Genomic DNA, 23,970 nt, shown 5'->3' on the forward strand with positions numbered 1-23,970 from the left:
ATTAGTTAACCCGTTTTAATAATTGAAATAGGAGAAAAATCCTTTAAGGAGTTACCATGAGAAAAAGAAATACATTTACCAAAAAGATGAAGACCAATAACAGTAGCAGAAGAAGATTACTGTTGAAAAAAGTACATCAAAAAGTGTTAGATAGACGTCAAAATTTCCAACAGTTTGACTTACAAGAGTCCTTTGCTGAAGCTAGTTAAATAAAGCTTCAGCTAAACGGCGGTGTTGGTTTAGCTTGATTTTAAATCGATTAAATATCTCACAAACGACTGTCCACTTATAAATCCACATTCATTTTCGTCACTTTGTTTATTCCCCTATCCACAATGACAAACCTCACAACCAATGATTGGATCTAGTGTTCAGCATATTTACTAGAGATCACTTTAAACTACTGCCGCTTTTGGCTATTTGTTTAAGGGCTTTTTTCTGCTCTCGTCGCATCTTAAAAAAGTCCGATATTTTGCTGGCACACTGTTCAGCCAAAACATCCCCTTGCACCTCAATTTGATGATTTAGTCTTTCATCGTTTAAAAGGTTCATTAAACTACCAGCGAAGCCTGTTTTATAATCCTTTGCGCCAAAAACTAAACGTTTGATCCGAGAATGAACAAGCAAACCTGCACACATTGGGCAAGGCTCTAAGGTGACATAAAGAGTGCAGTCCAACATGCGATAGTTATTTAGCGACTTCCCCCCTTCCCGAATGGCTATCATTTCAGCATGAGCTGAGGGATCATTTAGACTAATCGATTGATTCCAACCTTGGGAAACTACTTTATTATCTTTGACCAACACCGCACCTACGGGTACTTCGCCAATTTTCCAAGCATTGTCGGCTAACGATAGTGCATAGTTCATCCAATACTCATCTTGTAATTGAATTTCCCTTGCGGAATTTGGCGTTGTCATTTTTTGGTCACACAAAACATTGGTTAATTTGCTCAAAAAGTTGTTTTTTTAACTAATATAAATTCTTATCAAAAGTCAGTAAAAACCATAACTAATTGATATTAAACAAAAATAAAAGTTGGTTAAGAATATGCAAAACAAGATTATAACGGCAAAACATACTAATACGCTAACACTATGCCAGTCAAAGGAGACTACGCTATGAATTTAACCGCCATCGCCATTATCGCAATCATTTGCTGGACCATTATTAAGCTAACAGGGAAAGATAAAAAAGACCTGAAACAAGTGTCTGCACCTGAACCTGAAAATGACGCACTAAAACAGCGAGTTGCCGCAATGCAGGAAAGAATTGCAGTACTCGAAGCCATTGTCACTGATGAAAAATATGTGCTCAAGCGTGAGTTTGACAACTTGGCACGTAACAAAGCGGCGTAACCCCCCAAAAAGGCGATAGGAATATCGCCTTTTTTGTAGCTTTCAGCTTAGTTACGACTCTCTGTCTACAGTCAACATAAATCAGAGACTTACCGATGGACTCAAAACTCAAGCGCGCAGGAGCACTTTACTAAGCGGTTAACCAGACAATCTGCGTACATTAGTTTCGTGATCATGAAAGCATATTCAGTCATTGCGGACTCTCCTTAGCTATCGGCTTTGGCCGTTGAAACAGCGCTAAGAGAGAGAATCGGTTCAACCTTAGCCTTGTTAAATGCGATAGGGTTTGCTTGGACCATTCCATCCATAGCCTTTACTACAGCGCTGTGACAAGTGTTGTGGGTAGTATGGTGGTTCTCCCGGGCCAGTTGTAGGGCTTTGGCAATGCACAGACTAGGTCGACAACGGTAATGTGTAAAACGTCAGGCGCGAATGTTCATGGAGAAAATAAAATTTCGACCTCTCCCACAGCGTAAATATGCTTAACCTGCTCAATACTTCTCTGGGCCTATTGGTCTGCTACGGCTAGAGTGGACTAACTGAACTCAATAACGAGCTCGATAACTAGCTCAATAATCAGGTTTGTCTCTTAGACAAACAAAAAGCCCAGCGCGAACGCTGGGCTTTGAGGTTTATTCTGGTAGTGCTAACTATTGTCAGATGTAACTGACCCTAGCTTTTATTCCCATTCAATGGTTGCAGGGGGTTTACCTGAAATATCGTAAACCACACGAGAAATGCCATCAATTTCGTTAATAATACGATTAGAAACCTTACCTAAAAACTCATAAGGTAAATGCGCCCAATGGGCAGTCATAAAATCAATAGTTTCAACTGCACGCAATGAGACTACCCAATCATACTTTCGAGCATCGCCCATTACACCGACGGAGCGTACCGGTAAAAATACGGTAAAGGCCTGACTGACTTTGTGATACAAATCGGCGTTATGAAGCTCTTCAATAAAGATAGCATCTGCTCGGCGTAGTAAATCACAATACTCTTTTTTCACTTCGCCTAACACTCGTACCCCTAGACCTGGACCAGGGAAAGGATGACGATATAACATGTCGTAAGGTAAGCCTAGCTCTAGACCAATTTTACGTACTTCATCTTTAAATAATTCACGCAGAGGTTCCACTAGCCCCATTTCCATGTCATCGGGTAAACCGCCCACATTATGGTGCGACTTGATAACATGCGCTTTACCGGTTGCTGAGCCTGCAGATTCGATGACGTCAGGATAAATGGTGCCTTGAGCAAGCCACTTTGCATTGCTTAGTTTTTTCGATTCTTCATCGAACACTGCAACAAACTCACGACCAATAATTTTCCGTTTCGCTTCCGGATCGTCTTCCCCTTCAAGAGCAGCTAAAAAGCGGCGTTCAGCATCAACTTTGATAATGTTAAGACCAAAGTGATCACCAAACATTTCCATTACCTGCTCACCTTCATTGAGACGTAACAAACCGTTATCAACAAACACACAGGTGAGGTTTTTACCAATGGCTTGATGCAACAACATTGCCGTAACCGAGGAGTCAACACCACCGGACAAACCAAGAATAACTTGGTCATCGCCTACTTTTCGTTTTATACGTTCAACGGCATCTTCAATAATACTCGCCGCAGTCCATAACTTTTGGCAACCACATATATCCATCACAAAGTGGGATAAAATACGCATACCCTGACGAGTATGGGTTACTTCAGGGTGAAATTGCACACCGTAAAATTGACGAGATACATCAAACATTGCCGCATGAGGACAACTTGGAGTTTGTGCTCCAGTGACAAAACCTTCAGGTATTTCTAACACCTTGTCACCATGGCTCATCCAAACATCCAACAAACCATTGCCATTACTGCCAATATGGTCTTCGATATTTGCTAACAACGGAATATTGTCAATCACTTCAACTTGGGCATAACCAAATTCACGTTTATCTGAACCTAGCACCTTTCCACCCAATTGGGCCGCCATGGTTTGCATACCGTAACAAATACCAAATACAGGGACACCGGCCTCAAATACATACTCAGGTGCGCGAGGCGAATTAGCTTCAGTAACGGACTCTGGACCACCAGATAGAATAATTCCATTAGGATTAAACTCTCTAATTTGCTCTTCGCTTACGTCCCACGCCCAAAGCTCACAATATACGCCGATTTCTCGGACGCGGCGGGCAATAAGTTGGGTGTATTGAGAACCAAAATCAAGAATTAAAATACGTTGATCATGAATATTAGTGGTCATGGAAAGTCTCGTGTTAATAATATAAAAGCAGGTATTGGCAGAAAGCCAATACCTAAGATTGAACGAATCGTTAGCTTAACCTAAGCGGTAATTAGGTGCTTCTTTAGTGATGCTAACATCATGCACATGGGATTCACCCATACCTGCAGCTGTTACCTTCACAAACTGTGGTTTAGTGCGCAAAATATCAATGGTAGCACTACCAGTAAGTCCCATTGCTGAGCGCAAGCCACCCATTTGTTGATGGATAATAGTGGAAATTGGGCCTTTGTAAGCAACACGACCTTCAATCCCCTCTGGCACCATTTTTTCTTCCGATTTAGTATCTTGGAAATAACGGTCAGAAGAACCATGACTTTGATTCATTGCGCCAAGTGAGCCCATACCGCGGTAAGACTTATAATAACGTCCTTGGTACAACTCTACTTCCCCTGGCGCTTCTTCAGTTCCAGCCAGCATACTACCCACCATGACACAACTTGCGCCTGCCACTAATGCTTTCGCAATATCCCCAGAAAAACGAATACCACCGTCAGCAATTACCGGAATATCTCTTCCCTCAAGGGCTTCTACAGCGTCTGCAACGGCAGTGATTTGCGGAACACCACAACCGGTAACAATACGTGTAGTACATATTGAACCAGGTCCGATACCTACTTTCACCGCATTAACGCCTGCGTCAGCTAAGGCTAATGCACCATCAGCCGTTGCCACATTTCCGGCAATAATTTGTAAATCAGGAAATGTTTTACGAGTGGTTGCGACACGATCAAGCACACCTTGTGAATGACCATGAGATGTATCAATCAATAACACATCCACACCAGCTTCGACTAAGGCTTGAATACGGTCTTCAGTACCTGGTCCTACGCCAACGGCTGCACCGACTCGTAAACGACCTAACTCGTCTTTACACGCATTCGGTTTATTTTCTGCTTTTTGGAAATCTTTAACCGTGATCATGCCTTTGAGTTTGAATGCATCATCTACAACCAGAATTTTTTCAACTCGGTGTTCATGCATCAACTCTAAAACTTCATCAGATGCAGCACCTTCAGGCACTGTTACTAAGCGTTCTTTGGGTGTCATTACGCTAGACACTGGTTGATCAAGTTTATTTTCGAAACGTAAGTCACGGCCAGTTACAATGCCGATAAGGTTATTATCGTCATCTACCACTGGAAAACCTGAGAAACCATGATGTTTACTCAGTGTATTGATTTCACCTAGAGTGGCTTGTGAACTTACCGTTACAGGGTCAGATACCACACCACTTTCGTACTTCTTAACGGCACGAACATGGTTGGCCTGCTCTTCAATGGCCATATTTTTGTGGATGAATCCCATTCCGCCTTCTTGAGCAAGAGCAATAGCTAACCGTGCCTCAGAAACTGTATCCATGGCGGCAGAGATTAATGGGATATTCAATGATACACTGCTGGTTAATCTGGTGCGCAGATCGGCAGTGTGAGGTAACACAGTGGAGTGCCCAGGAACTAAGAGTACATCATCAAAAGTCAGGGCTTCTTTAGCAATCCTCAACATGCAATTACACCTATATTTAGCGGGTTTTAATTGCGGCGTGATTGTAGCGGTTTTGCGTTATCAGGTAAACTGAATTTGTAGTAAAATTTCAAAAGTTTTTGCGGTTAATCTGGTTAACGTACAGATTTATTTGCATTATCTCCCATTCTACTCAAAATAGTGCCATTAAAACGTAGTAAAAATAGGTGCAAAACTTTACTGTTGTGTTTATTTTTTGTGAAGCTCAATGCTTAAGAATATTATAAGTGGCTGGAGTCAAAGCAATTCAGCATTATCGTTAAGGATTTTATGCCAAACCAATCTAATCCCTCCAAAAATATATTTACTGTTAGCCAATTAAATCGACTTGCGCGCTCTGTGTTAGAGTCTCAAATTGGTCAAATTTGGTTGTCTGCAGAGATATCAAATTTTGTCGCAGCTGCGTCTGGGCATTGGTACTTCACCCTCAAAGATGCTCGTTCTCAAGTAAAAGCAGCGATGTTTCGCGGTGCAAATTCACGGATTAAAGTACGTCCTAAAGAGGGTGACAAAATATTGGTTCGTGCTTCAGTGGGTTTATACGAAGCCCGTGGAGATTATCAGATTATTGTTGATTTCATGGAGCCTGAAGGCGAAGGGCAATTAAAACAACAATTTGAAATGCTTAAAGTCAAACTGGCCGCAGAAGGTCTATTTTCTACTGAACACAAAAAATCATTGCCTGAGACCATTCAACGTGTGGGGGTCATCACCTCTGCCACAGGGGCGGCACTGCACGACATATTAACCGTATTAAAGCGCCGTAACCCTCTAATTTCAGTAATTGTTTACCCGTCACAAGTACAAGGGGAGTTAGCCCCATTTCAGCTGTGCCAAGCCATAGACAAAGCTGTTTTACGTAATGAAGTAGACGTTCTAGTGATAGGTCGTGGGGGTGGCTCTTTAGAGGATTTATGGTGCTTTAACGATGAGACGGTCGCTCGTCGACTCTTTTCATGTGGGATCCCAACCATTAGTGCCGTAGGTCATGAAGTGGATGTAACCATCGCTGACTTTGTTGCCGATGTGCGCGCTCCCACTCCTTCAGCGGCGGCTGAGTTGGTCAGTACAGACATGTTAGAAGTGCTGCAAAGCATACAAAGCTTAAAGTCTCGATTGCATCGAAGCATGGTCGGCCAAACTCAATTTCACAAGCACAGATCGCAAATCGTTAGCCAGCAGTTAAAAGCCCTGCATCCAGAAAATCGAATCAAGCAACAAACACAACACTTAGATCAGATGCAAATATTACTAACCCACCGTATGAAACGCAGGTTAGAAGAAAGCGCAAACAGTTTGAATGGCATAAGCCAACGATTGCAGAATCGTTCACCTATAGATAGGTTGGAAAGGTTAACGGAAACGAACCAGAATCTGATTAAACAATTGAAAAAGTCCACAACCAACCTGTTGGTGAATAAACAACTTCAATTAGCCAAAGCGTCTGAGCTGCTTGATAGTGTCAGCCCGCTTTCAACCCTATCCCGCGGCTATAGCATTACCTATAAAGACAATGAAATTGTCAAAAGCAGTGCGCAATTGCAACCAAATGATGAGATTACCACTCAGTTTCATGATGGTTCAGTTAGTAGCAAAGTCACAGGTAAAAACTAGCAGGGGAAAAGTAACAGTCACAGACAGTGCTTTTTGACTATCTGTGACTGACAAATTCAACTATTGAAGCCATTAAGGCTTTTTGTGATGGGTCATTAATCGTTTACGTTTGCGCTGTTGTGATAGGGTAAGTTTGTTGGTTTTACCTTCAAATGGATTAGCGCCCTCTTTGAACTCGACCCGGATTGGTGTTCCCATGGTTTGGAGTGATTTACGATAGTAATTCATCATATAGCGTTTGTAGGCTGATGGTAAATCTTCAACTTGGTTACCGTGAATAATGATCACCGGTGGGTTATACCCTCCAGCATGGGCATATTTCATTTTCACTCTGCGACCACGAACCATAGGCGGCTGATGATCTTCTTGAGCCATTTCCATAATGCGGGTCAGCATAGAAGTGTTGATACGTTTAGTTGCAGATGCATAAGCTTCTTGCACAGATTCGAATAAGTGCCCTACTCCAGTGCCATGTAACGCAGAGATAAAGTGAACTCTGGCAAAGTCGACAAAACCTAAACGACGGTCTAATTCTCGTTTAATATCATCCTTAACATCTTTTGATAAACCATCCCACTTATTTACCGCTATCACCAACGAGCGCCCTGCATTGAGTACAAAGCCAAGTAAGCTCAAGTCTTGATCCGCAATACCTTCTCTGGCATCGATACACAATAAAACAACATTAGCCTCTTCAATGGCTTGTAAGGTTTTAATAATGGAGAACTTTTCTACCGCATCAGACACTTTTTTACGCTTTCTAACCCCGGCAGTATCAATCAATACATATTCGCGATCGTCTCGTTCCATTGGAATGAAAATACTGTCTCGGGTCGTACCTGGCATATCAAATACCACAACCCGTTCTTCACCTAAAATGCGGTTAGTTAATGTGGACTTACCCACGTTAGGTTTGCCGACAATTGCCAGTTTAATGGGTAAGCTTTGTAAACGAAGTAATTCAGCTTCGGCATTTTCCCCATCATCATCGCGAGCAACTTCGGGGATGTGCATATCAGGATACAGCTTTTCAATGGGCTTTAACGACTTTTCAAGGAGTTGAGTAACCCCTCGACCGTGAGCCGCTGCTACTTGTGAAACATCACCTAACCCTAAAGAATAGAACTCTGCAGTTTCACTGTCACCGTCAATGCCATCCACTTTGTTAGCGACCACATAAACGGTTTTTTCTTGTTTACGCAAATGATTAGCAATACCAATATCGGCAGGCGTCAAACCGGCTCTAGCATCCACCAAAAACAACACCACATGAGCTTCATCTATGGCTAACAATGATTGCTCGGCCATCTCTGCATCAATACCCTGCTCATCACCACTTATACCGCCGGTATCTACCACTATAAACTGTAAGCCTTCATATTTGGCTTGACCATATTTTCGGTCACGAGTTAATCCTGGATAGTCAGCAACCAAGGCATCTCGACTATTAGTTAGTCGATTAAATAAAGTAGATTTTCCCACGTTAGGGCGACCAACGAGAGCGATGACAGGTAACATATTTTCATTCCAATAAAAAAGTTACGGCTCAAGTATCTAAATTAGATAGTTGAGCCGTTATTAGTTTGTACTTAGGCTATGAAGTCCAGTATCTTGCTAGCAACCTATTCCTTGCTAGTTAATATCTGTGAACTTACACAATCGATGAAGTCAAATCAACAAAAGTTAATTAGATTATAGGGACTTCAATGGCAACTAGTTCACCATCTCTGGTCTGGGTATAAATTTTATCGCCAAAAGCAACTGGGGCGACATAAATCCCTTCATCTACATCATCACCACCTACATCCATACGCGACACTATAGTGCCATCGGTTTTATCTAACCAATGTAAATAACCATACTTATCGCCTACTACCATGTATTTGCCGATAGGTTCAGGTGATGTAAGATTGCGTTTTTTAAGGCTGCCTTGACTCCACAACTCAACGCCGTTGCGTCTGTCGATGGCATAGATATTACTATTCTTATCAGTCACAAACAGGCTATTGCCATCAATCCCTAAACGTCTGTAGGAATTATATTCACGTTTCCAAATAATTCGTCCACTGCGCAACTCAACTGCAGCTAAGGTTCCATCAAAGGAAATAATATAAACGTTCGGCCCAACAACTAAGGGTTGGCTATCGATATCAACGATACGTTCCAACTCCGTTGCACCTGAAGGAGCTGAGATGGTTTGTTCCCAAGCAGTTTGACCACTACCTAGAATGTTCACAACCAACTTGCCAGTAGCAGTACCAACTAACGCACCACCATTTACAGCGACAGGGGCAGAAATACCTCTTAAACTCAATGCTGGCACATCAGATTCAAACATCCACATTTGTTCGCCAGTATTTGCATCTAGCGCAAAAAGAGTACCTGAACCGGTATTAACCAACACTACGTTTTCATCAACGGCGGGAGAAGCAATAATTTCACCACGAACTTGGGTAACCCATTTGGTTTCACCAGTGTTTGCATCTAACGCATAAACTTCGCCGTTTTCAGAGCCCAAAAATACAGTTTCATATATAACTGTGAGACCGCCGGAAATTTTAGCCGTGACACCATCAGACCATAAATTAGTGATAAAACTGTACCAGCTATCGTTAGGATACTCGGCAAAATCACGTTTCCAAACCTGCTTACCTGATTCTAGATCGAAAGCTGCAACGGTACCTTGTCGACTTGCTGCAAAGACTTTGTCATAGGCAACCGCTGGACGTAATCTTGAATAGAATTTATCGATTCCTCCAGCAAGATCTTTTGACCAAAGCTGGGTAGCAGTAAACTTAGCATCAATTGGTTTTAGGGTGCGAATTTCAATTTCTTCGTCGTCCATGAACCAGCCAGAAATAGTTGAACAACCTGCTAGTGTCATTACACTTACGAATGTAATCACTTTAATCCAACTTAAACCCATACTGATACTACCCATTTATAACAACCGCTAAATTATCTAACTTCATTTTAACAGGCTGATTACCGGCATTCGCTTCTAACGATGCGGTATAAGCTTCTTTGGCAGCGTCAAAATTAGATTGGTTGAAGTAAACATCACCTTTAATTTCTTCTACTTGAGCAATGAAGGCGGGTTGAGTCACTAAATCTAGGCTTGCTAAAGCTTGATCGAATTGATTTAACGAATTCTGTACTCTTGCCAAGCGCAAATTAGCAACGCTTTTTAGTGCTGCGTCTTGAGCGTTATTTGCTGCAAATTTTAAATGGTCGACAGCTTTTTCTAATTCACCACTTTCAACGGCTAATTTAGCCAGCTGCAATGCGGTTAAAATAGAGTATCCACCTTCGTTACTTTCAACAAAAGCTTCTGCTTTTTGCGTATTTTCAGAAGTTAACGTAGTGCTTAATTGTTCGTAAGATAATGATGCCGCTTCTTTTGCTGCAATTTGAGTATCGTTGTAATATCTCCAACCATACAAACCACCTACACCTAATACTACGCCAACCGCAATCGCCAAGCCATTCTCACGCCAAAAACGCTTAATCGCTTCGACTTGTTGTTCTTCTGTTGCAAACTCTTCCATTTAATTTTCCTCGTACAAGCTGTAATAGGTAATTGTACTTTATCTTATTTTGTAAAATATTGAGCTAAAACTGTGTCCAATTCAGCACTGGCTACTGTTACCTGCGGAATGTCTTCACGAAGATATTTAACCATTACTTTATGTTCATTCATTTCGTTTTCACCAATCACTAACACTATTGGTGCACCGCTCTTATCAGCGCGTTTCATCTGTTTTTTTAAGTTTCCGCCACCACAATGTAATTGCACTCGAAGCTGTGGAGAGGAATCTCTCAATTGCTCAGACAATTTCATGGCGTAAAGTTCCGTAGAATCACCAAGTGCGGTCACATAAATATCAACGGGATCAGGAACATCTGAGGTTAATTCTAATGTTTGTAACATCAAAACTAGTCGCTCAATGCCCATTGCGAAGCCTACAGCCGAACTAGGTTTACCACCTAGTTGCTCAATTAAACCATCGTAACGACCTCCAGCACAGACTGTACCTTGTGCACCTAGACTGTCAGTAACCCACTCAAAAACGGTACGGTTATAATAATCTAAACCGCGAACCAAACGAGGGTTAATTCGATAATCAATTCCCATATCCGTTAACTTCGAGCACAGGGTCTCAAAATGCACTTTAGACTCATCATCCAAATACTCTAGTAAGGTTGGCGCATCTTTGATAGCCGCCTGAACATCAGGATTTTTGCTGTCTAGTACTCGCAGTGGATTTGACTCCAAACGGCGTAAACTATCCTCATCTAACTGAGATTTACGTGCCGTTAAGTACTCGACTAGGGCATCACGGTAATTGGCTCTGGCTTGATTCGAACCTAATGAATTTAATTCCAAAGTAACTTGGTCACTGATTCCGAAGGCTTTCCAAAGGCGAGCACTCAGCAGAATCACTTCAACATCAATATCTGGGCCTTCAAGTCCAAAGGTCTCAATACCAAATTGATGAAACTGACGGTAACGTCCCTTTTGCGGGCGCTCGTGTCGGAACATGGGCCCCATATACCAAATACGTTGCTGTTGGTTGTAGATAAGACCATGTTGATTGCCCGCACGAACACAACTTGCGGTGTTTTCTGGACGAAGAGTTAAGCTGTCACCATTGCGATCTTCAAAAGTGTACATCTCTTTTTCAACGATATCAGTTACTTCACCGATGGAGCGCTTGAATAAGTCGGTACTTTCCACAATGGGAGTGCGCAACTCTTGATAGCCGTATGAGCTAACAACACTGCGAATTTTATTTTCTACCCATTGCCAAATACCTGAATCAGCGGGTAAGCAATCATTCATCCCGCGAACTGCTTGAATTTGTTTTGTCACTAAATACGTACTCTGAAATTCGATTCTGTATTGGCTCTCAATTTGCCAATACCCTAATAAAAAAGCCCCGTATTATAGGGGCTTTGATAGTGGTGTTACAAGTGCTAAAAATATTTAACCTACCTGCTTCACATCAATTTTTCGACTGGCGTCAAGTTGAGACGCCTTTGCTCTAATTCGTTTCTCTAATTGATCAACTAAATCATCATTTGATAAGCGTTCTTTTTGACGTTGTCCATCCAAATAAAAACCACTCATGTTACGGGCACCTGTTAGCCCTAAATCGGACACTTCCGCTTCACCAGGGCCATTTACTACACAACCAATAATTGATACATCCATGGGCGTTAAAATATCTTCCACTCTTTGCTCGAGGGCATTTACCGTAGCAATCACATCAAACTCTTGGCGTGAGCAACTTGGACAAGCAATAAAGTTTATGCCCCTAGAACGGATCCTCAGGGACTTCAAGATATCGAAACCAACTTTTATTTCTTCTATAGGATCTGCCGCCAGTGAGATACGAATGGTATCACCAATTCCCTCGGCTAATAACATCCCCAAACCAACTGAGCTTTTCACCGCCCCAGAACGGAATCCGCCCGCCTCGGTGATCCCTAAATGCAAAGGTTGATCAATCTTTTTCGCTAACTCGCGATATGCACCAACGGCCAAAAATACATCTGAGGCTTTTACACTGACTTTAAACTGGTCAAAGTTCAGCTTGTCTAAAATATCCACATGACGCATGGCAGACTCGACCAGTGCTTCTGGTGTTGGTTCTCCATATTTTTCTTGCAACTCTTTTTCCAAAGAGCCGCCATTTACACCAATACGAATAGGAATATTCTTATCTCTAGCGCAATCGACCACGGAACGAACACGCTCCATACTACCGATATTACCAGGATTAATACGTAAGCAATCTACTCCGTATTCAGCCACTTTTAAGGCAATACGATAATCAAAATGAATGTCGGCAATCAGCGGCACATTCACTTGTTCTTTGATGAGTTTAAATGCTTCAGCCGCATCCATGGTAGGAACCGATACTCTAACAATTTCGCCGCCCACTGCAACAATACGATTAATTTGTGCAACTGTGGCATCAACATCTGTGGTGTGTGTATTAGTCATTGATTGCACCGCAATAGGTGCACCGTCTCCAATGGGAACATTGCCAACGTTAATACGGGTCGATTTACGACGTTTTATGGGAGATTCAGAAAACATATAAGTACCTTAACCTATGAAGCAAATGGCAATGAGAATTTAGCTGACTTGCCCGCTTCAAAACGCGACATATCAACTAACACGCCATCATAACGAATCTGTACAACACTTGGCGCACCTAATGTAACCTCGAAAGGCGCAACCCCAGAAACAGTCATCACCCGACCTTGCTTTTTAACACCATACGCAATGGCTTCACCCGTCGCATCTTTAAGGTTCATCCAGCAATTGTCAGAAAATTCAAATACCAATTCTATTTGGTTAGCCGGATTTTGCGGCTCGTCCGTTGCTATTTCAACATCAGTTTGTTGCGCAAGTTCAGCCACAACAGAATCATCTTCGTTGATTTCATTTTGCTCAGAGGCATTATCAACTTCTTCGCTAATTTGAGCACTAATGATCAAATCATCGGCTGTAGGTTCTTCAGAAAGATCAGTCTCTAAGCCATTATCGGGCAGGTTATCTTCAGTTGTTATATCTGTCGCCACTTGTTCTGCAATTGGCTCTGCAAGCTGATTAGTTTCGGTATTTGTATTATCAGTAGAGTCTTGCTGTAACCACCAAATCACGACTAAGGCTAATAGCGCAGCGATAATACCGTAAGTAATTAACATTAATCGGTCGTCACTGGCTTGTTTAGCTACGCGCTTTGAAAAGCTTTGTAATTTAGCGGGTTCTTTTTCTATTTCAGTTTGAGATGCAAACGCTTCAACAATAACCTGTTCATCCACATTTACTTGTTTTGCATATAACTTCAAATACCCCTTAATAAATGTCATGGAGATTTTGGGGTCGTATTCATCTGATTCAATTGATTCAATAATATTCACTTTTAGGTGTAATTTATTGGCAATATCCAAAGATTTTAGCCCTAACTTGTCCCGCGCTTCCTTTAGAATCGCACCAGGTCCTTTCACGTTTACGGGTTGTTCTTGCTGTTCTACTGTCATTTAATTTCTGCCGCTTGGGGGTCAATCACTATCAACTTTTTTCCTACGTATATAGATGCGCCATCAGAAAGGTTATTCCAATCAATCAGGCGCTGCATTTTGACATTATACTTCAAAGAAATACGATATAAATTTTCGCCTTTGCTTACAATATGGAATTTCTGCACCGTGTCTTTGTTAGTCTCTAAAGACTCTTGTTGTTCTAGTTGTGCTACAACCTCTTGTTCCGACTCGACTTGCTTGCTTTTTTTGAGGTCATCTTGGACCTGAGAATCGTCAACCTGATAATCTTCCACTACGGGGTCTGGTTTGCTTTGCTCCACCATGGTGGTTGCTTTTAACGTCTGTGTTTGAGAGTCAACTTCCACGTTTTGATTAGTGTTTAGTTGCTCTGAAAGCGCATCCTGATTGCGATTAACTTCTGTTTTGCTGGTCTCAGGAGTCAATTTTTTAGCGACCTTTTTTGGGGCTACTAAATTGGCTAAGTTTTGTCTATTTTGGATATATTTTACCGTATTAGGGTGAGCTGGGTACATACCAATTAACATGTCACCATACCCTTTGGCTACGTCATCATTATTTAACGCCTGTTCGATAATAATCGACATCCACAAAGTATCAGGGGTGACTCTAGAGGTTTTCTCCAAGCGACGTAAATTTAGTTTAGCCTCTTCCCATTGTTGTTGTTGCATTTGCAATTCAACTAATAACTTTAACGTTTTAGCACGGGAAGGTTGATGGTTTAATGAGCTTTGTAAATAAGTAAGAGCATCGTCTATTTCTCCTTGGCTCTGACTACACAAAGCTAGGTTTTCGTACGTTTCTGCAGTGGAAATATAGTTTGTGCTATTAACGGCTTTCAGAAAATAGGTTTTGGCTTCTTCGTACTGGCCATTTTCACATAAAAATGCACCGTAGGAGTTTGCAATATCTGGGTTTCTAGGATCAAACCCTAAGGCTTTTTGGTAGGCCTCATCAGCTAAGTCATTTTCACCCACCTGCTGATAATAATAGGCCATACTAAAATGCGCATCAGCAAGACGAGGGGCAAATTTTAGGGCTTTATCTAAATTAAACTTAGCTTGGCTGAAGTTGCCATTTTGCAGGTAGGTTAAACCCAATGAAATTCTATTTTTTGCCGCAGCGATTGGATCAAAATCATCACTTGCTTTAAAACCTTCTGGCAAAGGCTCGCTTACACAAGCGGAGAGAAATATCATTGCGATAATCAAAAAACTACGCATATAACTCACTTACGTTAGGGATTATGTAGATTGACCTATGCTAACTGCTTGTTAAGTACTAATCCAACTAGTTAGCCATTTTTACTGAAATTTGTTGACCTTTTTGCTGTTTTTTCAACATGCGCTTAGTACGATCAACAACGTCTCCGACTAATTGGCCACAAGCGGCGTCGATATCATCACCACGAGTGCGGCGAACCACCACAGTTATGCCGTATTCCATCAACACTTTAGCAAAACGATCAATTCGAGAATTACTTGAGCAAGTATAAGGCGACCCAGGGTAAGGATTAAAGGGTATAAGGTTAATTTTACATGGGGTTTCTTTCAGCACTTTAGCTAACAAGTGAGCTTGGTCAGTACTGTCGTTAATGCCATTTAGCATGACATACTCCACGGTAACTTTACCTTGGTTCGCATTCGACTTCGCCAAATAACGTCTCACACCCGCTAAAAACTCTTCAATGGGATACTTCTTATTAACCGGTACTATTTCGTCTCGCAAATCATTGGTTGGCGCATGTAGGGATATGGCTAATGCCACATCAATCATATCACCTAATTTATCAAGTGCTGGAACGACGCCGGAAGTACTTAATGTCACCCTACGTTTAGATAGACCAAAACCAAGATCATCTAACATAATTTCCATTGCTGGTACCACATGTTTTAAATTCAACAGTGGCTCACCCATGCCCATCATCACCACATTAGTAATAGGCCGTTTAGCCGTATCTTTGGATAAACCTATGGTGATCGCTACCCGCCAAACTTGTCCGATAATCTCAGCCACGGTCAAGTTACGGTTGAAACCTTGTTGAGCGGTGGAACAAAATGTACATTCTAACGCACAGCCCACTTGGGAAGATACGCATAAAGTTGCACGGTCACCATCAGGTATCCAAACCGTTTCAACTTCCTGGCCGCCTTCTAATTTTAACGCGAACTTAATAGTGCCATCAGTGGCATTTTGCTGGTAAGCAATTTCTGGTGCGCGTATTTCACAGCGTGAAATCAATTTCGCCCGCAAGGACTTATTCAGGTTCGTCATTTTTTCAAAATCTGTTTCACCTTGCTGATAAATCCATTTCATCATTTGATCGGCACGAAATGGTTTCTCGCCCATGGACGCAAAAAACTCTCGCATACCTTGACGATTAAAATCTAACAAATTGGTTTTAGCCACTTGATGGACTACAGACATAAAACAAATAACCTCAATTTAAACTAACTAGATTGTACATTTTATAAGCTAACTTTACTACGACAAAAGGGGAGCAAAGCTCCCCTTTTGAATAAAGCGATTAGCTTATCGAGTGCGTGGGCAGATTTCTTCGTCAGAGAAGAAGTATGCAATTTCGCGAGCAGCTGATTCTGTAGCGTCAGAACCGTGAACTGCATTTTCATCGATAGAAGCAGCATAGTCAGCACGTAAAGTACCAGCTAATGCTTCTGCTGGGTTAGTTGCACCCATGATTTCACGATGGCGTAAAACTGCGTTCTCACCTTCTAAAACCTGAACCATAACTGGGCCAGATGTCATGAAAGATACCAAAGCATTAAAGAAAGGACGCTCACTATGTTCAGCGTAAAAACCTTCTGCTTGTTCTTTGCTTAAGTGAACCATTTTTGAAGCAACGATGCGTAAACCCGCTGACTCGAAACGATTATAGATCGCACCGATAACATTTTTTGCTACAGCGTCTGGTTTAATGATTGAAAAAGTACGTTCTAAGGCCATTGACAGGTCTCCGATTACATATAAAAAAGTATTTGCTAAAATTTCCGCGCGGATTATATGAAACTTTGCCCTCAATGACTAATTTATCTGACAATTTGACTAAATATTTTTATTTGAGCTGTAACAAAAGATCAACAGTGCTGCAAAAAACCATCTAAAAAGCCTTACAAAACAGAACTATTTGACCAATCCAGCGGCAAATCGTCACAATTACTTCACACAAATGTCGCAAATGTTTAATTTCCAACTCTTAAGGTAATCGGCTGATTTTAAACACAGATGTCTAACTTGGAATAATAATGAAAGATCAGCTAAAAAAAGTAAAACTAGGTCTAGTTGCATTGGCGGTAGTAACCGCTTTAGGTGGATGTACTCTTGATGGGGAAGATGGTCAAGATGGCGCAATAGGTGCCCAAGGTACCGCTGGTATAGATGGCACTGATGGTCTAGACGGTCAAAGCTTACCCCGAGAATTAGCCATTGAAGTAGTTGGCAGATTTTCAGCTGGCGGCGAAGAGATATACGGTAAGAGTGCGGCAGAAATTGTGCAATTCCATGCAAGTTCTCAATCCGCCTTTGCCATTAATGCCGCACTAAACCAAGTTGAAGTGATATCCCTAGGTAGTTTGCCGACCGCGGCTGTAGGCAATCCGATTACAGATAGCAGTTTAACCTCACAGGCTTTTACCTTCCCTAGTAGTGTCACCGTTAAAGATACTGACGGGGTTGAGCAAACCATCGCACTTGGTGTAGCGAACTCTGTTGCCATCAACGGCGATATGTTGGCTCTTGCAGTAGAAGGTGAATCTAAAACAGATAACGGTGCGGTATTGTTTTATAGCTTAGATGCCCTAGGCCAGGCTAGCTTTATCAAAGCCGTTCTAGCAGGCGCGCTGCCGGACATGGTGACATTCAGTGAAGACGGCAGTCTAGTCCTCGTTGCCAACGAAGGAGAGCCAGACACGGATTATGCAGTAGATCCTGAAGGCAGTATCTCAGTGGTTAATATTACAGATGGAGTACCTGCAGATGTGGCTGGCGTCATCAATTTATCCACAGATATGGTGTTTTCAAATGATACCTTAGATGAAGAAGACTTCGATACCGATGCAAAACGCAGGGCCCTACTTAGTGCTGAGGGCATCAAGTTCTCAAGCCCAGAAGGCACGACCGTGGCTCAAGATTTAGAGCCCGAGTACATAACCATAAGCGACGATGGCAAAACAGCTTATGTTTCCTTACAAGAAGCGAATGGAATTGGCATTATCGATATAGATGATATGACCATCGAAGTCAAAGCATTAGGGTATAAAGATTGGAGCCAATATGAATTAGACTTCACTAACAAAGATGAAATGCCAAGTTTCAGCAGCGTAGCGGGTTTATATGGCATGTACCAACCCGATACCATCGCCAGTTACCAATGGAATGGTGCGACTTTTATTTTATCGGCAAATGAAGGTGACTCACGGGATTGGGACGAATACTCTGAAGAAGTGCGTGTAGAAGATATCGTTGATCCTGATGAGATGAATATGTTGCTATCCGATGAGCTACAAGCAATCTATGACGCCAGTGGTGCAGATGATGGTTTAGGTCGTCTAAAAGTCACCACAGTATTGGGTGATGCAAACCAAGATGGTGTGTACGAAGCTCTTTATGCTTATGGTGGTCGTTCGTTTTCCATTTGGGACCAAAATGTCAATCAAGTCTTCGACTCAGGTGATGACTTTGAAAAAATCTCAGCGGCTATTTTAGGTGATGATTTTAATAGCGCCCATACGGAAAACAAAGGAGATAATCGCTCCGATGATAAAGGTGGTGAGCCTGAAGCTATAGCTGTAGGCGAAATAAATGGACGTACTTATGCGTTTATTGGTTTAGAGCGCTCCGGTGACTTATTCACCTACGATGTTACTAACCCATTCAACGTGGCGTTTGTTGCCCATTACAATAACCGTGATTTTGACACTGATTTTGAATTAGACGACGATTTGGATAATCCATGTGATACAGCCGAAGGCATGGACTGTTCTGAGGTAGCCGAATCTGGCGACCTTGGGCCAGAGAGCATCAAGTTTGTGTCCGCCGAACAAAGTCCAAATGGCAACGCCTTACTTATTATTGGCAATGAAGTCAGTGGAACAGTAACGGTTTACCAAGTCACTGAAATATAAAGCCCCTAAAAATAATGGCTGTCGTTGGCAGCCTTTAAAACGAAAAAACCCGGAATTGAATTCCGGGTTTTTGCTGTAAATCTAGCGAGTGAAATTAATGCCCTTCACTCACCTGATTAACTGTGTATTTAGGTATTTCTACAACCAAATCTTCATCTTGGATAACAGCCTGACAGCCTAAACGAGATTCAGGTTCAAGACCCCAAGCTTTATCTAACATATCTTCTTCTAGATCATCAGCTTCACCCAATGAATCTAATCCTTCTCGGATAAGCACATGGCAAGTGGTGCATGCACAAACTTTTTCACAAGCATGTTCGATTCCAATGCCATTTTTTAGGGCAACATCTAATACTGAGGTTCCTTTGTCGCCTTCTAAAACGGCGCCATCTGGACACAATTCTGCGTGGGGTAGAAATATAATTTGTGGCATTACTGCTCCTTAAATATCGTTAACTGAATGACCAGTCAGTGCTTGATTAATTGACTTGTCCATTCGTCTAGCGGCAAATGCTTGACTAATGCTGTCGACTTTTTCTATGGCCTGTTTAATGGCTTCAATATCTTCGCCTTGGGCCAGTTTGAGCATATTAGACAATGCACTATTAATTGCTGCGTTTTCTTCTTCACTTAGCAGCTCGTCACCGTCTTTTTGCAGTGCGCTATTCAGAGTTTCAGCAACCCTAGTCGCTTCCACTTGCTGCTCTTTCAGCATTCTAGCTTGCATGTCTTGTTTGGCATATTGCATTGAATCTTTGAGCATTTCTGCTACTTCTTCGTCTTTGAGACCGTATGAGGGTTTAACTTGAATCTCCGCTTTAACACCGGTGGACTTTTCCATGGCAGTTACATTTAGTAAACCATCGGCATCTACCTGGAAAGTTACCCGAATGTGCGCTGCACCAGCAGTCATTGGCGGAATGCCTGTTAGGTTAAATTTAGCCAAGGAGCGGCAATCTTTAACTAGCTCTCGCTCTCCTTGTAGTACATGTACCATCATCGCCGTTTGACCGTCTTTGAAGGTAGTAAATTCCTGCGCTTTGGCAACGGGTATAGTGGTATTCCTAGCAACGATTTTTTCCGTCAATCCACCCATAGTTTCTATCCCCAAGGAAAGGGGTAAAACATCTAATAACAACATTTCGCTATCAGGTTTGTTGCCAGCTAAAATATCTGCCTGAATAGCAGCACCTATGGCAACAACTTTGTCTGGATCGATGGAGGTTAAAGGCGTTTTACCAAAAAACTCACCCACTTTATGTCGAACCATAGGCACACGAGTTGAGCCTCCGACCATCACAACTTGCAGTACTTCATCGATGTCGATTTCTGCATCTTTGACTGCTCGCTTACAAGCACGCAATGACTTTTTAATCAATGGTTCAATTAATGCCTCGAACGTCATACAACTTATGACAACTTGATGGGACTCCCCATTATCATCACTAAATTCAATATCGACAGCAGAGTCGTTGCTAAGGGCTTCTTTCGCTTGTTTCGCATCATCAAGTAACCGACGTCTTAATCCTTTGGATATATCCTTAGGCAAGTTTGCTTGCTGACAAATATGTTCGAACAACAGTTGGTCAAAATCGTCACCACCTAATGCCGTGTCACCACCAGTGGCTAAAACCTCAAAGACACCTTTTGATAAACGCAAAATAGAAATGTCAAAGGTACCGCCACCTAAATCATAGATGGCAATCACACCTTCTTGCCCGGAATCTAAACCATAGGCGATTGCGGCAGCGGTAGGTTCATTTAATAATCGTAATACGTGTAAGCCAGCCAATTGTGCAGCGTCTTTTGTGCCTTGCCTTTGGGCATCATCAAAATAAGCGGGCACGGTTACCACTGCCCCTGTTAGCTCATCACCTAAGGAGTCTTCGGCACGGGCTTTTAAATTGGCTAATATTTGCGCTGAAACTTGGATAGGATTGACTGTCGCGCCAGTTACTTGGATAGATACCTGATCATTATTAGGGACAAATTCATAGGGTAAATTTGCATACTGACTTTGAATATCTTGTAAGCTTCTTCCCATCAAACGCTTGATGGATATTATTGTGTTGGCTGGGTCTAAGTTTGCTGAAAGCTTGGCTTGCTCACCGACAACAATTCCATCGTTAGTATACTGAACAACCGAAGGTAAAATGTGTTGTCCTAATTGATCTGGTAATGTTTCGGCAGAACCACTACGTACAGTAGCAACTAAAGAATTGGTGGTCCCCAGATCAATTCCAACGGCTAGTTTACGTTGATGTGGTGCAGCCGCCTGACCCGGCTCAGCAATTTGCAATAATGCCATAATTGATTCTAACTCGCTTTTTAATGTTTAGTGAATCGCAGTCGCGCTAATCGTCAAACAACGCATCTTCTTTCAGTTCAATTTCTTTATGTAACTTATTCAAAAACTTTAGTTTTCTGACTTCAGCTGCGGCTAGATTATTCGCGTCGTCTGTTTGTTGCTCGAGTAATTCTTGTAACGCCTTAAAATGCTGCTTGGTATGTATCGCAACGTCTTCATCCAAAGCTTCTAAAACTTGCTCGGGGTCGCCGGCGGTTTCGATTTCGGATAATTGTTCACGCCATTCCATTTGTTGCATTAAAAATGCTGAATCTTGCATTGTTTGGGTTTCATGTTGCAGCGAAATCCCTCGAAGTTCCAACATATGTTCAGCGCGAGATAGAGGATTTTTGAGAATTTGATAGCCGTCATTGACCTGTGCATTCTTTTGCACGGCCATGAGTTTTTCTTGACCACCCGCATTGGAAAATCTATCTGGGTGGGTCACTTTAGCCAACGATTGATAAACGTTGGCTAATTTAACGGTATCAATATGATATGTTTCTGGAAGACCAAAAAGCGTAAAGAAATTCATAGCTTTATTTTCTTTCTATCAATTGATTGGTACAAAAGTTGAGAATAAACGCTCTAAACATTAAAGCTTTCGCCGCAACCACATTCACCGTTCGCATTCGGGTTATTGAATAAAAATCCTTCATTAAGCCCTTCTTTCGCGAAGTCTAGTTCTGTACCGTCAAGATAAACCAAGCTTTTTCCATCAATGATAATTTTAACACCATTGTCTTCAAATACTTCATCATCAGCATTTAGTTCGTCGACAAACTCCAAAACATAAGCGAGGCCGGAACAACCTGTCGTTTTTACACCAAGGCGCAAACCAACTCCTTTTCCACGGCTTTCTAAGAATGTTCTAGCTCGCTTTGCAGCGGCGTCTGACACTTTAATTCCCAAAACTGGCTCCTATCACTTCGTGTATTAAGCTTTAGAATGCTTAGACTTGTAATCTTCCACAGCGGCTTTAATTGCATCTTCCGCTAAAATAGAACAGTGGATTTTTACCGGCGGTAAAGCAAGCTCTTCAGCGATGTCTGTATTCTTAATGGTTACAGCTTCATCTAAGGTCTTACCTTTAACCCATTCTGTTACCAATGAGCTTGATGCGATAGCAGAACCACAACCGTAAGTTTTAAATTTGGCGTCTTCGATTAAACCGTTTTCACCTACTTTAAGTTGCAATTTCATCACATCACCACAAGCAGGCGCGCCCACCATTCCAGTGGCAATAGTTGGGTCGTTTTTATCAAATCCACCAACGTTGCGTGGATTTTCGTAATGATCGATTACTTTTTCACTGTAAGCCATGTTACTTACCTCTTAAATTACGATTTCTCGCGTTAATTCCAATTTAAACGGTTTCACCAACTAGTGGTGAACCCATTCAACTTTAGTCAGATCCACACCGTCTTTAAACATATCCCAAAGCGGTGACATTTCACGTAGTTTATCAATGGCGTTTTGCACTACACTAACAACGTGATCAATTTCTTCTTCAGTGGTAAATCTACCAATGCTGAATCGAATAGAGCTGTGAGCTAACTCATCGTTCAGTCCCAATGCTCGAAGCACATAAGACGGCTCTAAACTTGCTGATGTACAAGCTGAACCTGAAGACACGGCCATATCTTTAAGAGCCATAATCAATGACTCACCTTCAACATAGGCAAAACTCACATTTAAGTTACCTGTAATACGCTGTTCAAGGTCACCGTTTAAATACACTTCTTCGATGTCTTTTAAACCATTCCATAAACGGTCACGAAGTTTCAAAATACGCGCATTTTCTTCAACCATTTCTTCTTTAGCAATTCGGAAAGCTTCACCCATACCCACGATTTGATGAGTCGCCAACGTACCTGAACGCATACCACGTTCGTGTCCACCGCCATGCATTTGGGCTTCAATTCTTACCCGTGGTTTACGACGAACATACAAAGCGCCTATGCCTTTTGGACCATATATCTTGTGAGCGGAAAACGACATTAAATCGACTTTCAATGCCTGTAAATCAATTTCAATTTTACCTGCACTTTGGGCCGCATCAACATGAAACAAGGTTTTGTTTTCTCTACAAATTTCACCAATTTGTTGAATATCCTGAATCACCCCGATTTCATTATTCACGTGCATAACACTGACCAATACAGTATCAGGACGTAAATTTGCTTTAAATTCTTCTAAATCCAACAAACCATTTGGTTTTGGATCCATATAGGTTACTTCAAACCCTTCACGCTCTAACTGACGACAGGTATCTAACACTGCTTTATGTTCAGTTTTAAGGGTAATAATGTGCTTACCTTTTTTACTGTAAAAGTGAGCTGCACCTTTGATAGCTAGGTTATTTGACTCTGTAGCACCCGAAGTGAATACAATTTCGCGCGGATCAGCATTCACCAATTCAGCAATTTGGTTTCTAGCCAGATCGATGGCTTCTTCAGCAATCCATCCATATTTATGGGACCGAGAGGCCGGGTTACCGAAATTCCCTTCAAGGGTTAAACATTCCATCATTTTCTGGGCTACACGAGGGTCAACCGGAGTGGTTGCCGAATAATCCAAGTAGATAGGTAAATTAATATTGCTCATTTTTG

22 protein-coding genes are annotated in these 23,970 nt (G+C 41.9%); 4 read left to right on the forward strand and 18 right to left on the reverse strand.

What is annotated here, in order from left to right; genetic code table 11:
• Positions 1 to 56 precede the first annotated feature (56 nt).
• Positions 57 to 209, forward strand: coding sequence for a hypothetical protein (locus tag AB6T38_RS06085; protein ID WP_348490871.1), 153 nt, complete (start codon positions 57 to 59; stop codon positions 207 to 209).
• 181 nt (positions 210 to 390) lie between these two features.
• On the opposite strand, the gene tadA is transcribed toward AB6T38_RS06085, so the two are convergent.
• Positions 391 to 921, reverse strand: a complete 531-nt coding sequence (gene tadA / locus AB6T38_RS06090) for a tRNA adenosine(34) deaminase TadA (RefSeq protein WP_372546456.1) — start codon at positions 919 to 921, stop codon at positions 391 to 393.
• Positions 922 to 1,122: 201 nt separating this feature from the next.
• On the opposite strand from tadA, the gene AB6T38_RS06095 reads away from it, so the two are divergent.
• Positions 1,123 to 1,359 carry a hypothetical protein gene (locus tag AB6T38_RS06095; protein WP_372546457.1) on the forward strand — a complete coding sequence of 79 codons (237 nt, stop codon included), beginning with the start codon at positions 1,123 to 1,125 and terminating at the stop codon, positions 1,357 to 1,359.
• A gap of 679 nt (positions 1,360 to 2,038) precedes the next feature.
• Here the strand turns inward: AB6T38_RS06095 and guaA are convergent.
• Positions 2,039 to 3,616 carry a glutamine-hydrolyzing GMP synthase gene (gene guaA, locus AB6T38_RS06100; protein WP_372546458.1) on the reverse strand — a complete coding sequence of 526 codons (1,578 nt, stop codon included), beginning with the start codon at positions 3,614 to 3,616 and terminating at the stop codon, positions 2,039 to 2,041.
• A 75-nt stretch (positions 3,617 to 3,691) separates the two neighbouring features.
• Positions 3,692 to 5,161 carry an IMP dehydrogenase gene (gene guaB / locus AB6T38_RS06105; RefSeq protein ID WP_372546459.1) on the reverse strand — a complete coding sequence of 490 codons (1,470 nt, stop codon included), beginning with the start codon at positions 5,159 to 5,161 and terminating at the stop codon, positions 3,692 to 3,694.
• 288 nt (positions 5,162 to 5,449) lie between these two features.
• On the opposite strand from guaB, the gene xseA reads away from it, so the two are divergent.
• The gene (xseA, locus tag AB6T38_RS06110; RefSeq protein ID WP_372546460.1) at positions 5,450 to 6,793 is read left to right on the forward strand and encodes an exodeoxyribonuclease VII large subunit; all 1,344 of its coding nucleotides are present in this window, start codon (positions 5,450 to 5,452) and stop codon (positions 6,791 to 6,793) included.
• A 72-nt stretch (positions 6,794 to 6,865) separates the two neighbouring features.
• Here the strand turns inward: xseA and der are convergent, their stop codons facing one another.
• The 9 genes from der to ndk all read right to left on the reverse strand — a co-directional run bounded on the left by der (position 6,866) and on the right by ndk (position 16,834).
• A complete protein-coding gene (gene der, locus AB6T38_RS06115) occupies positions 6,866 to 8,311 on the reverse strand; it encodes a ribosome biogenesis GTPase Der (RefSeq protein ID WP_372546461.1) in 1,446 nt (481 codons plus the stop codon).
• A gap of 169 nt (positions 8,312 to 8,480) precedes the next feature.
• The gene (bamB, locus tag AB6T38_RS06120) at positions 8,481 to 9,719 is read right to left on the reverse strand and encodes an outer membrane protein assembly factor BamB (RefSeq protein WP_372546626.1); all 1,239 of its coding nucleotides are present in this window, start codon (positions 9,717 to 9,719) and stop codon (positions 8,481 to 8,483) included.
• A 7-nt stretch (positions 9,720 to 9,726) separates the two neighbouring features.
• Entirely contained in the window at positions 9,727 to 10,341 is a 615-nt protein-coding gene (locus AB6T38_RS06125; RefSeq protein WP_372546462.1) for a YfgM family protein, read from the reverse strand.
• Between the two features lie 44 nt (positions 10,342 to 10,385).
• A complete protein-coding gene (gene hisS, locus AB6T38_RS06130) occupies positions 10,386 to 11,666 on the reverse strand; it encodes a histidine--tRNA ligase (protein WP_372546463.1) in 1,281 nt (426 codons plus the stop codon).
• 114 nt (positions 11,667 to 11,780) lie between these two features.
• Positions 11,781 to 12,899, reverse strand: coding sequence for a flavodoxin-dependent (E)-4-hydroxy-3-methylbut-2-enyl-diphosphate synthase (gene ispG, locus AB6T38_RS06135; protein WP_348490852.1), 1,119 nt, complete (start codon positions 12,897 to 12,899; stop codon positions 11,781 to 11,783).
• A 14-nt stretch (positions 12,900 to 12,913) separates the two neighbouring features.
• A complete protein-coding gene (locus tag AB6T38_RS06140; RefSeq protein WP_372546464.1) occupies positions 12,914 to 13,849 on the reverse strand; it encodes a RodZ domain-containing protein in 936 nt (311 codons plus the stop codon).
• A complete protein-coding gene (gene pilW / locus AB6T38_RS06145) occupies positions 13,846 to 15,093 on the reverse strand; it encodes a type IV pilus biogenesis/stability protein PilW (RefSeq protein ID WP_372546465.1) in 1,248 nt (415 codons plus the stop codon). The genes AB6T38_RS06140 and pilW overlap by 4 nt, the downstream gene beginning before the upstream one ends.
• 67 nt (positions 15,094 to 15,160) lie before the next feature.
• Entirely contained in the window at positions 15,161 to 16,297 is a 1,137-nt protein-coding gene (locus tag AB6T38_RS06150; protein ID WP_372546466.1) for a bifunctional tRNA (adenosine(37)-C2)-methyltransferase TrmG/ribosomal RNA large subunit methyltransferase RlmN, read from the reverse strand.
• Positions 16,298 to 16,402: 105 nt separating this feature from the next.
• Positions 16,403 to 16,834 (reverse strand): nucleoside-diphosphate kinase, encoded by a 432-nt coding sequence (ndk, locus tag AB6T38_RS06155; RefSeq protein WP_303470406.1) that lies wholly within the window; start codon positions 16,832 to 16,834, stop codon positions 16,403 to 16,405.
• Between the two features lie 299 nt (positions 16,835 to 17,133).
• On the opposite strand from ndk, the gene AB6T38_RS06160 reads away from it, so the two are divergent.
• Positions 17,134 to 19,011 (forward strand): choice-of-anchor I family protein, encoded by a 1,878-nt coding sequence (locus AB6T38_RS06160; protein WP_372546467.1) that lies wholly within the window; start codon positions 17,134 to 17,136, stop codon positions 19,009 to 19,011.
• A 94-nt stretch (positions 19,012 to 19,105) separates the two neighbouring features.
• Here the strand turns inward: AB6T38_RS06160 and fdx are convergent, their stop codons facing one another.
• The 6 genes from fdx to AB6T38_RS06190 are packed head-to-tail and all read right to left on the reverse strand — an operon-like array spanning position 19,106 to position 23,965.
• Positions 19,106 to 19,444: an ISC system 2Fe-2S type ferredoxin gene (fdx, locus tag AB6T38_RS06165; protein ID WP_348490844.1), complete on the reverse strand. Its 339-nt coding sequence runs from the start codon at positions 19,442 to 19,444 to the stop codon at positions 19,106 to 19,108.
• Between the two features lie 9 nt (positions 19,445 to 19,453).
• Positions 19,454 to 21,319, reverse strand: a complete 1,866-nt coding sequence (gene hscA / locus AB6T38_RS06170; protein WP_372546468.1) for a Fe-S protein assembly chaperone HscA — start codon at positions 21,317 to 21,319, stop codon at positions 19,454 to 19,456.
• Positions 21,320 to 21,365: 46 nt separating this feature from the next.
• A complete protein-coding gene (gene hscB / locus AB6T38_RS06175) occupies positions 21,366 to 21,893 on the reverse strand; it encodes a co-chaperone HscB (RefSeq protein WP_372546469.1) in 528 nt (175 codons plus the stop codon).
• 53 nt (positions 21,894 to 21,946) lie between these two features.
• Complete coding sequence (iscA, locus tag AB6T38_RS06180) at positions 21,947 to 22,270, reverse strand: iron-sulfur cluster assembly protein IscA (protein ID WP_348490839.1); 324 nt, start codon at positions 22,268 to 22,270, stop codon at positions 21,947 to 21,949.
• Between the two features lie 24 nt (positions 22,271 to 22,294).
• Positions 22,295 to 22,681, reverse strand: coding sequence for a Fe-S cluster assembly scaffold IscU (gene iscU, locus AB6T38_RS06185; protein WP_216048147.1), 387 nt, complete (start codon positions 22,679 to 22,681; stop codon positions 22,295 to 22,297).
• A 60-nt stretch (positions 22,682 to 22,741) separates the two neighbouring features.
• A complete protein-coding gene (locus AB6T38_RS06190) occupies positions 22,742 to 23,965 on the reverse strand; it encodes an IscS subfamily cysteine desulfurase (protein WP_348490837.1) in 1,224 nt (407 codons plus the stop codon).
• Positions 23,966 to 23,970 lie beyond the last annotated feature (5 nt).

It is taken from the genome of Aliiglaciecola sp. SL4, assembly GCF_041538045.1.
In the GTDB taxonomy this organism is placed as follows: Bacteria; Pseudomonadota; Gammaproteobacteria; order Enterobacterales; family Alteromonadaceae; genus Aliiglaciecola.

Excerpts from the sequence above, each read along its gene's own strand:
- AB6T38_RS06085 (WP_348490871.1), top strand. The coding sequence starts at position 57 with ATGAGAAAAAGAAATACATTTACCAAAAAGATGAAGACCAATAACAGT.
- ndk (WP_303470406.1), bottom strand. The coding sequence starts at position 16,834 with ATGGCCTTAGAACGTACTTTTTCAATCATTAAACCAGACGCTGTAGCA.
- guaB (WP_372546459.1), bottom strand. The coding sequence starts at position 5,161 with ATGTTGAGGATTGCTAAAGAAGCCCTGACTTTTGATGATGTACTCTTA.
- guaA (WP_372546458.1), bottom strand. The coding sequence starts at position 3,616 with ATGACCACTAATATTCATGATCAACGTATTTTAATTCTTGATTTTGGT.
- hscA (WP_372546468.1), bottom strand. The coding sequence starts at position 21,319 with ATGGCATTATTGCAAATTGCTGAGCCGGGTCAGGCGGCTGCACCACAT.
- AB6T38_RS06150 (WP_372546466.1), bottom strand. The coding sequence starts at position 16,297 with ATGTCTGTAGTCCATCAAGTGGCTAAAACCAATTTGTTAGATTTTAAT.
- fdx (WP_348490844.1), bottom strand. The coding sequence starts at position 19,444 with ATGCCACAAATTATATTTCTACCCCACGCAGAATTGTGTCCAGATGGC.
- tadA (WP_372546456.1), bottom strand. The coding sequence starts at position 921 with ATGACAACGCCAAATTCCGCAAGGGAAATTCAATTACAAGATGAGTAT.
- AB6T38_RS06095 (WP_372546457.1), top strand. The coding sequence starts at position 1,123 with ATGAATTTAACCGCCATCGCCATTATCGCAATCATTTGCTGGACCATT.
- AB6T38_RS06140 (WP_372546464.1), bottom strand. The coding sequence starts at position 13,849 with ATGACAGTAGAACAGCAAGAACAACCCGTAAACGTGAAAGGACCTGGT.
- ispG (WP_348490852.1), bottom strand. The coding sequence starts at position 12,899 with ATGTTTTCTGAATCTCCCATAAAACGTCGTAAATCGACCCGTATTAAC.
- hscB (WP_372546469.1), bottom strand. The coding sequence starts at position 21,893 with ATGAATTTCTTTACGCTTTTTGGTCTTCCAGAAACATATCATATTGAT.
- AB6T38_RS06160 (WP_372546467.1), top strand. The coding sequence starts at position 17,134 with ATGAAAGATCAGCTAAAAAAAGTAAAACTAGGTCTAGTTGCATTGGCG.
- xseA (WP_372546460.1), top strand. The coding sequence starts at position 5,450 with ATGCCAAACCAATCTAATCCCTCCAAAAATATATTTACTGTTAGCCAA.
- iscU (WP_216048147.1), bottom strand. The coding sequence starts at position 22,681 with ATGGCTTACAGTGAAAAAGTAATCGATCATTACGAAAATCCACGCAAC.
- AB6T38_RS06190 (WP_348490837.1), bottom strand. The coding sequence starts at position 23,965 with ATGAGCAATATTAATTTACCTATCTACTTGGATTATTCGGCAACCACT.
- der (WP_372546461.1), bottom strand. The coding sequence starts at position 8,311 with ATGTTACCTGTCATCGCTCTCGTTGGTCGCCCTAACGTGGGAAAATCT.
- bamB (WP_372546626.1), bottom strand. The coding sequence starts at position 9,719 with ATGGGTTTAAGTTGGATTAAAGTGATTACATTCGTAAGTGTAATGACA.
- pilW (WP_372546465.1), bottom strand. The coding sequence starts at position 15,093 with ATGCGTAGTTTTTTGATTATCGCAATGATATTTCTCTCCGCTTGTGTA.
- AB6T38_RS06125 (WP_372546462.1), bottom strand. The coding sequence starts at position 10,341 with ATGGAAGAGTTTGCAACAGAAGAACAACAAGTCGAAGCGATTAAGCGT.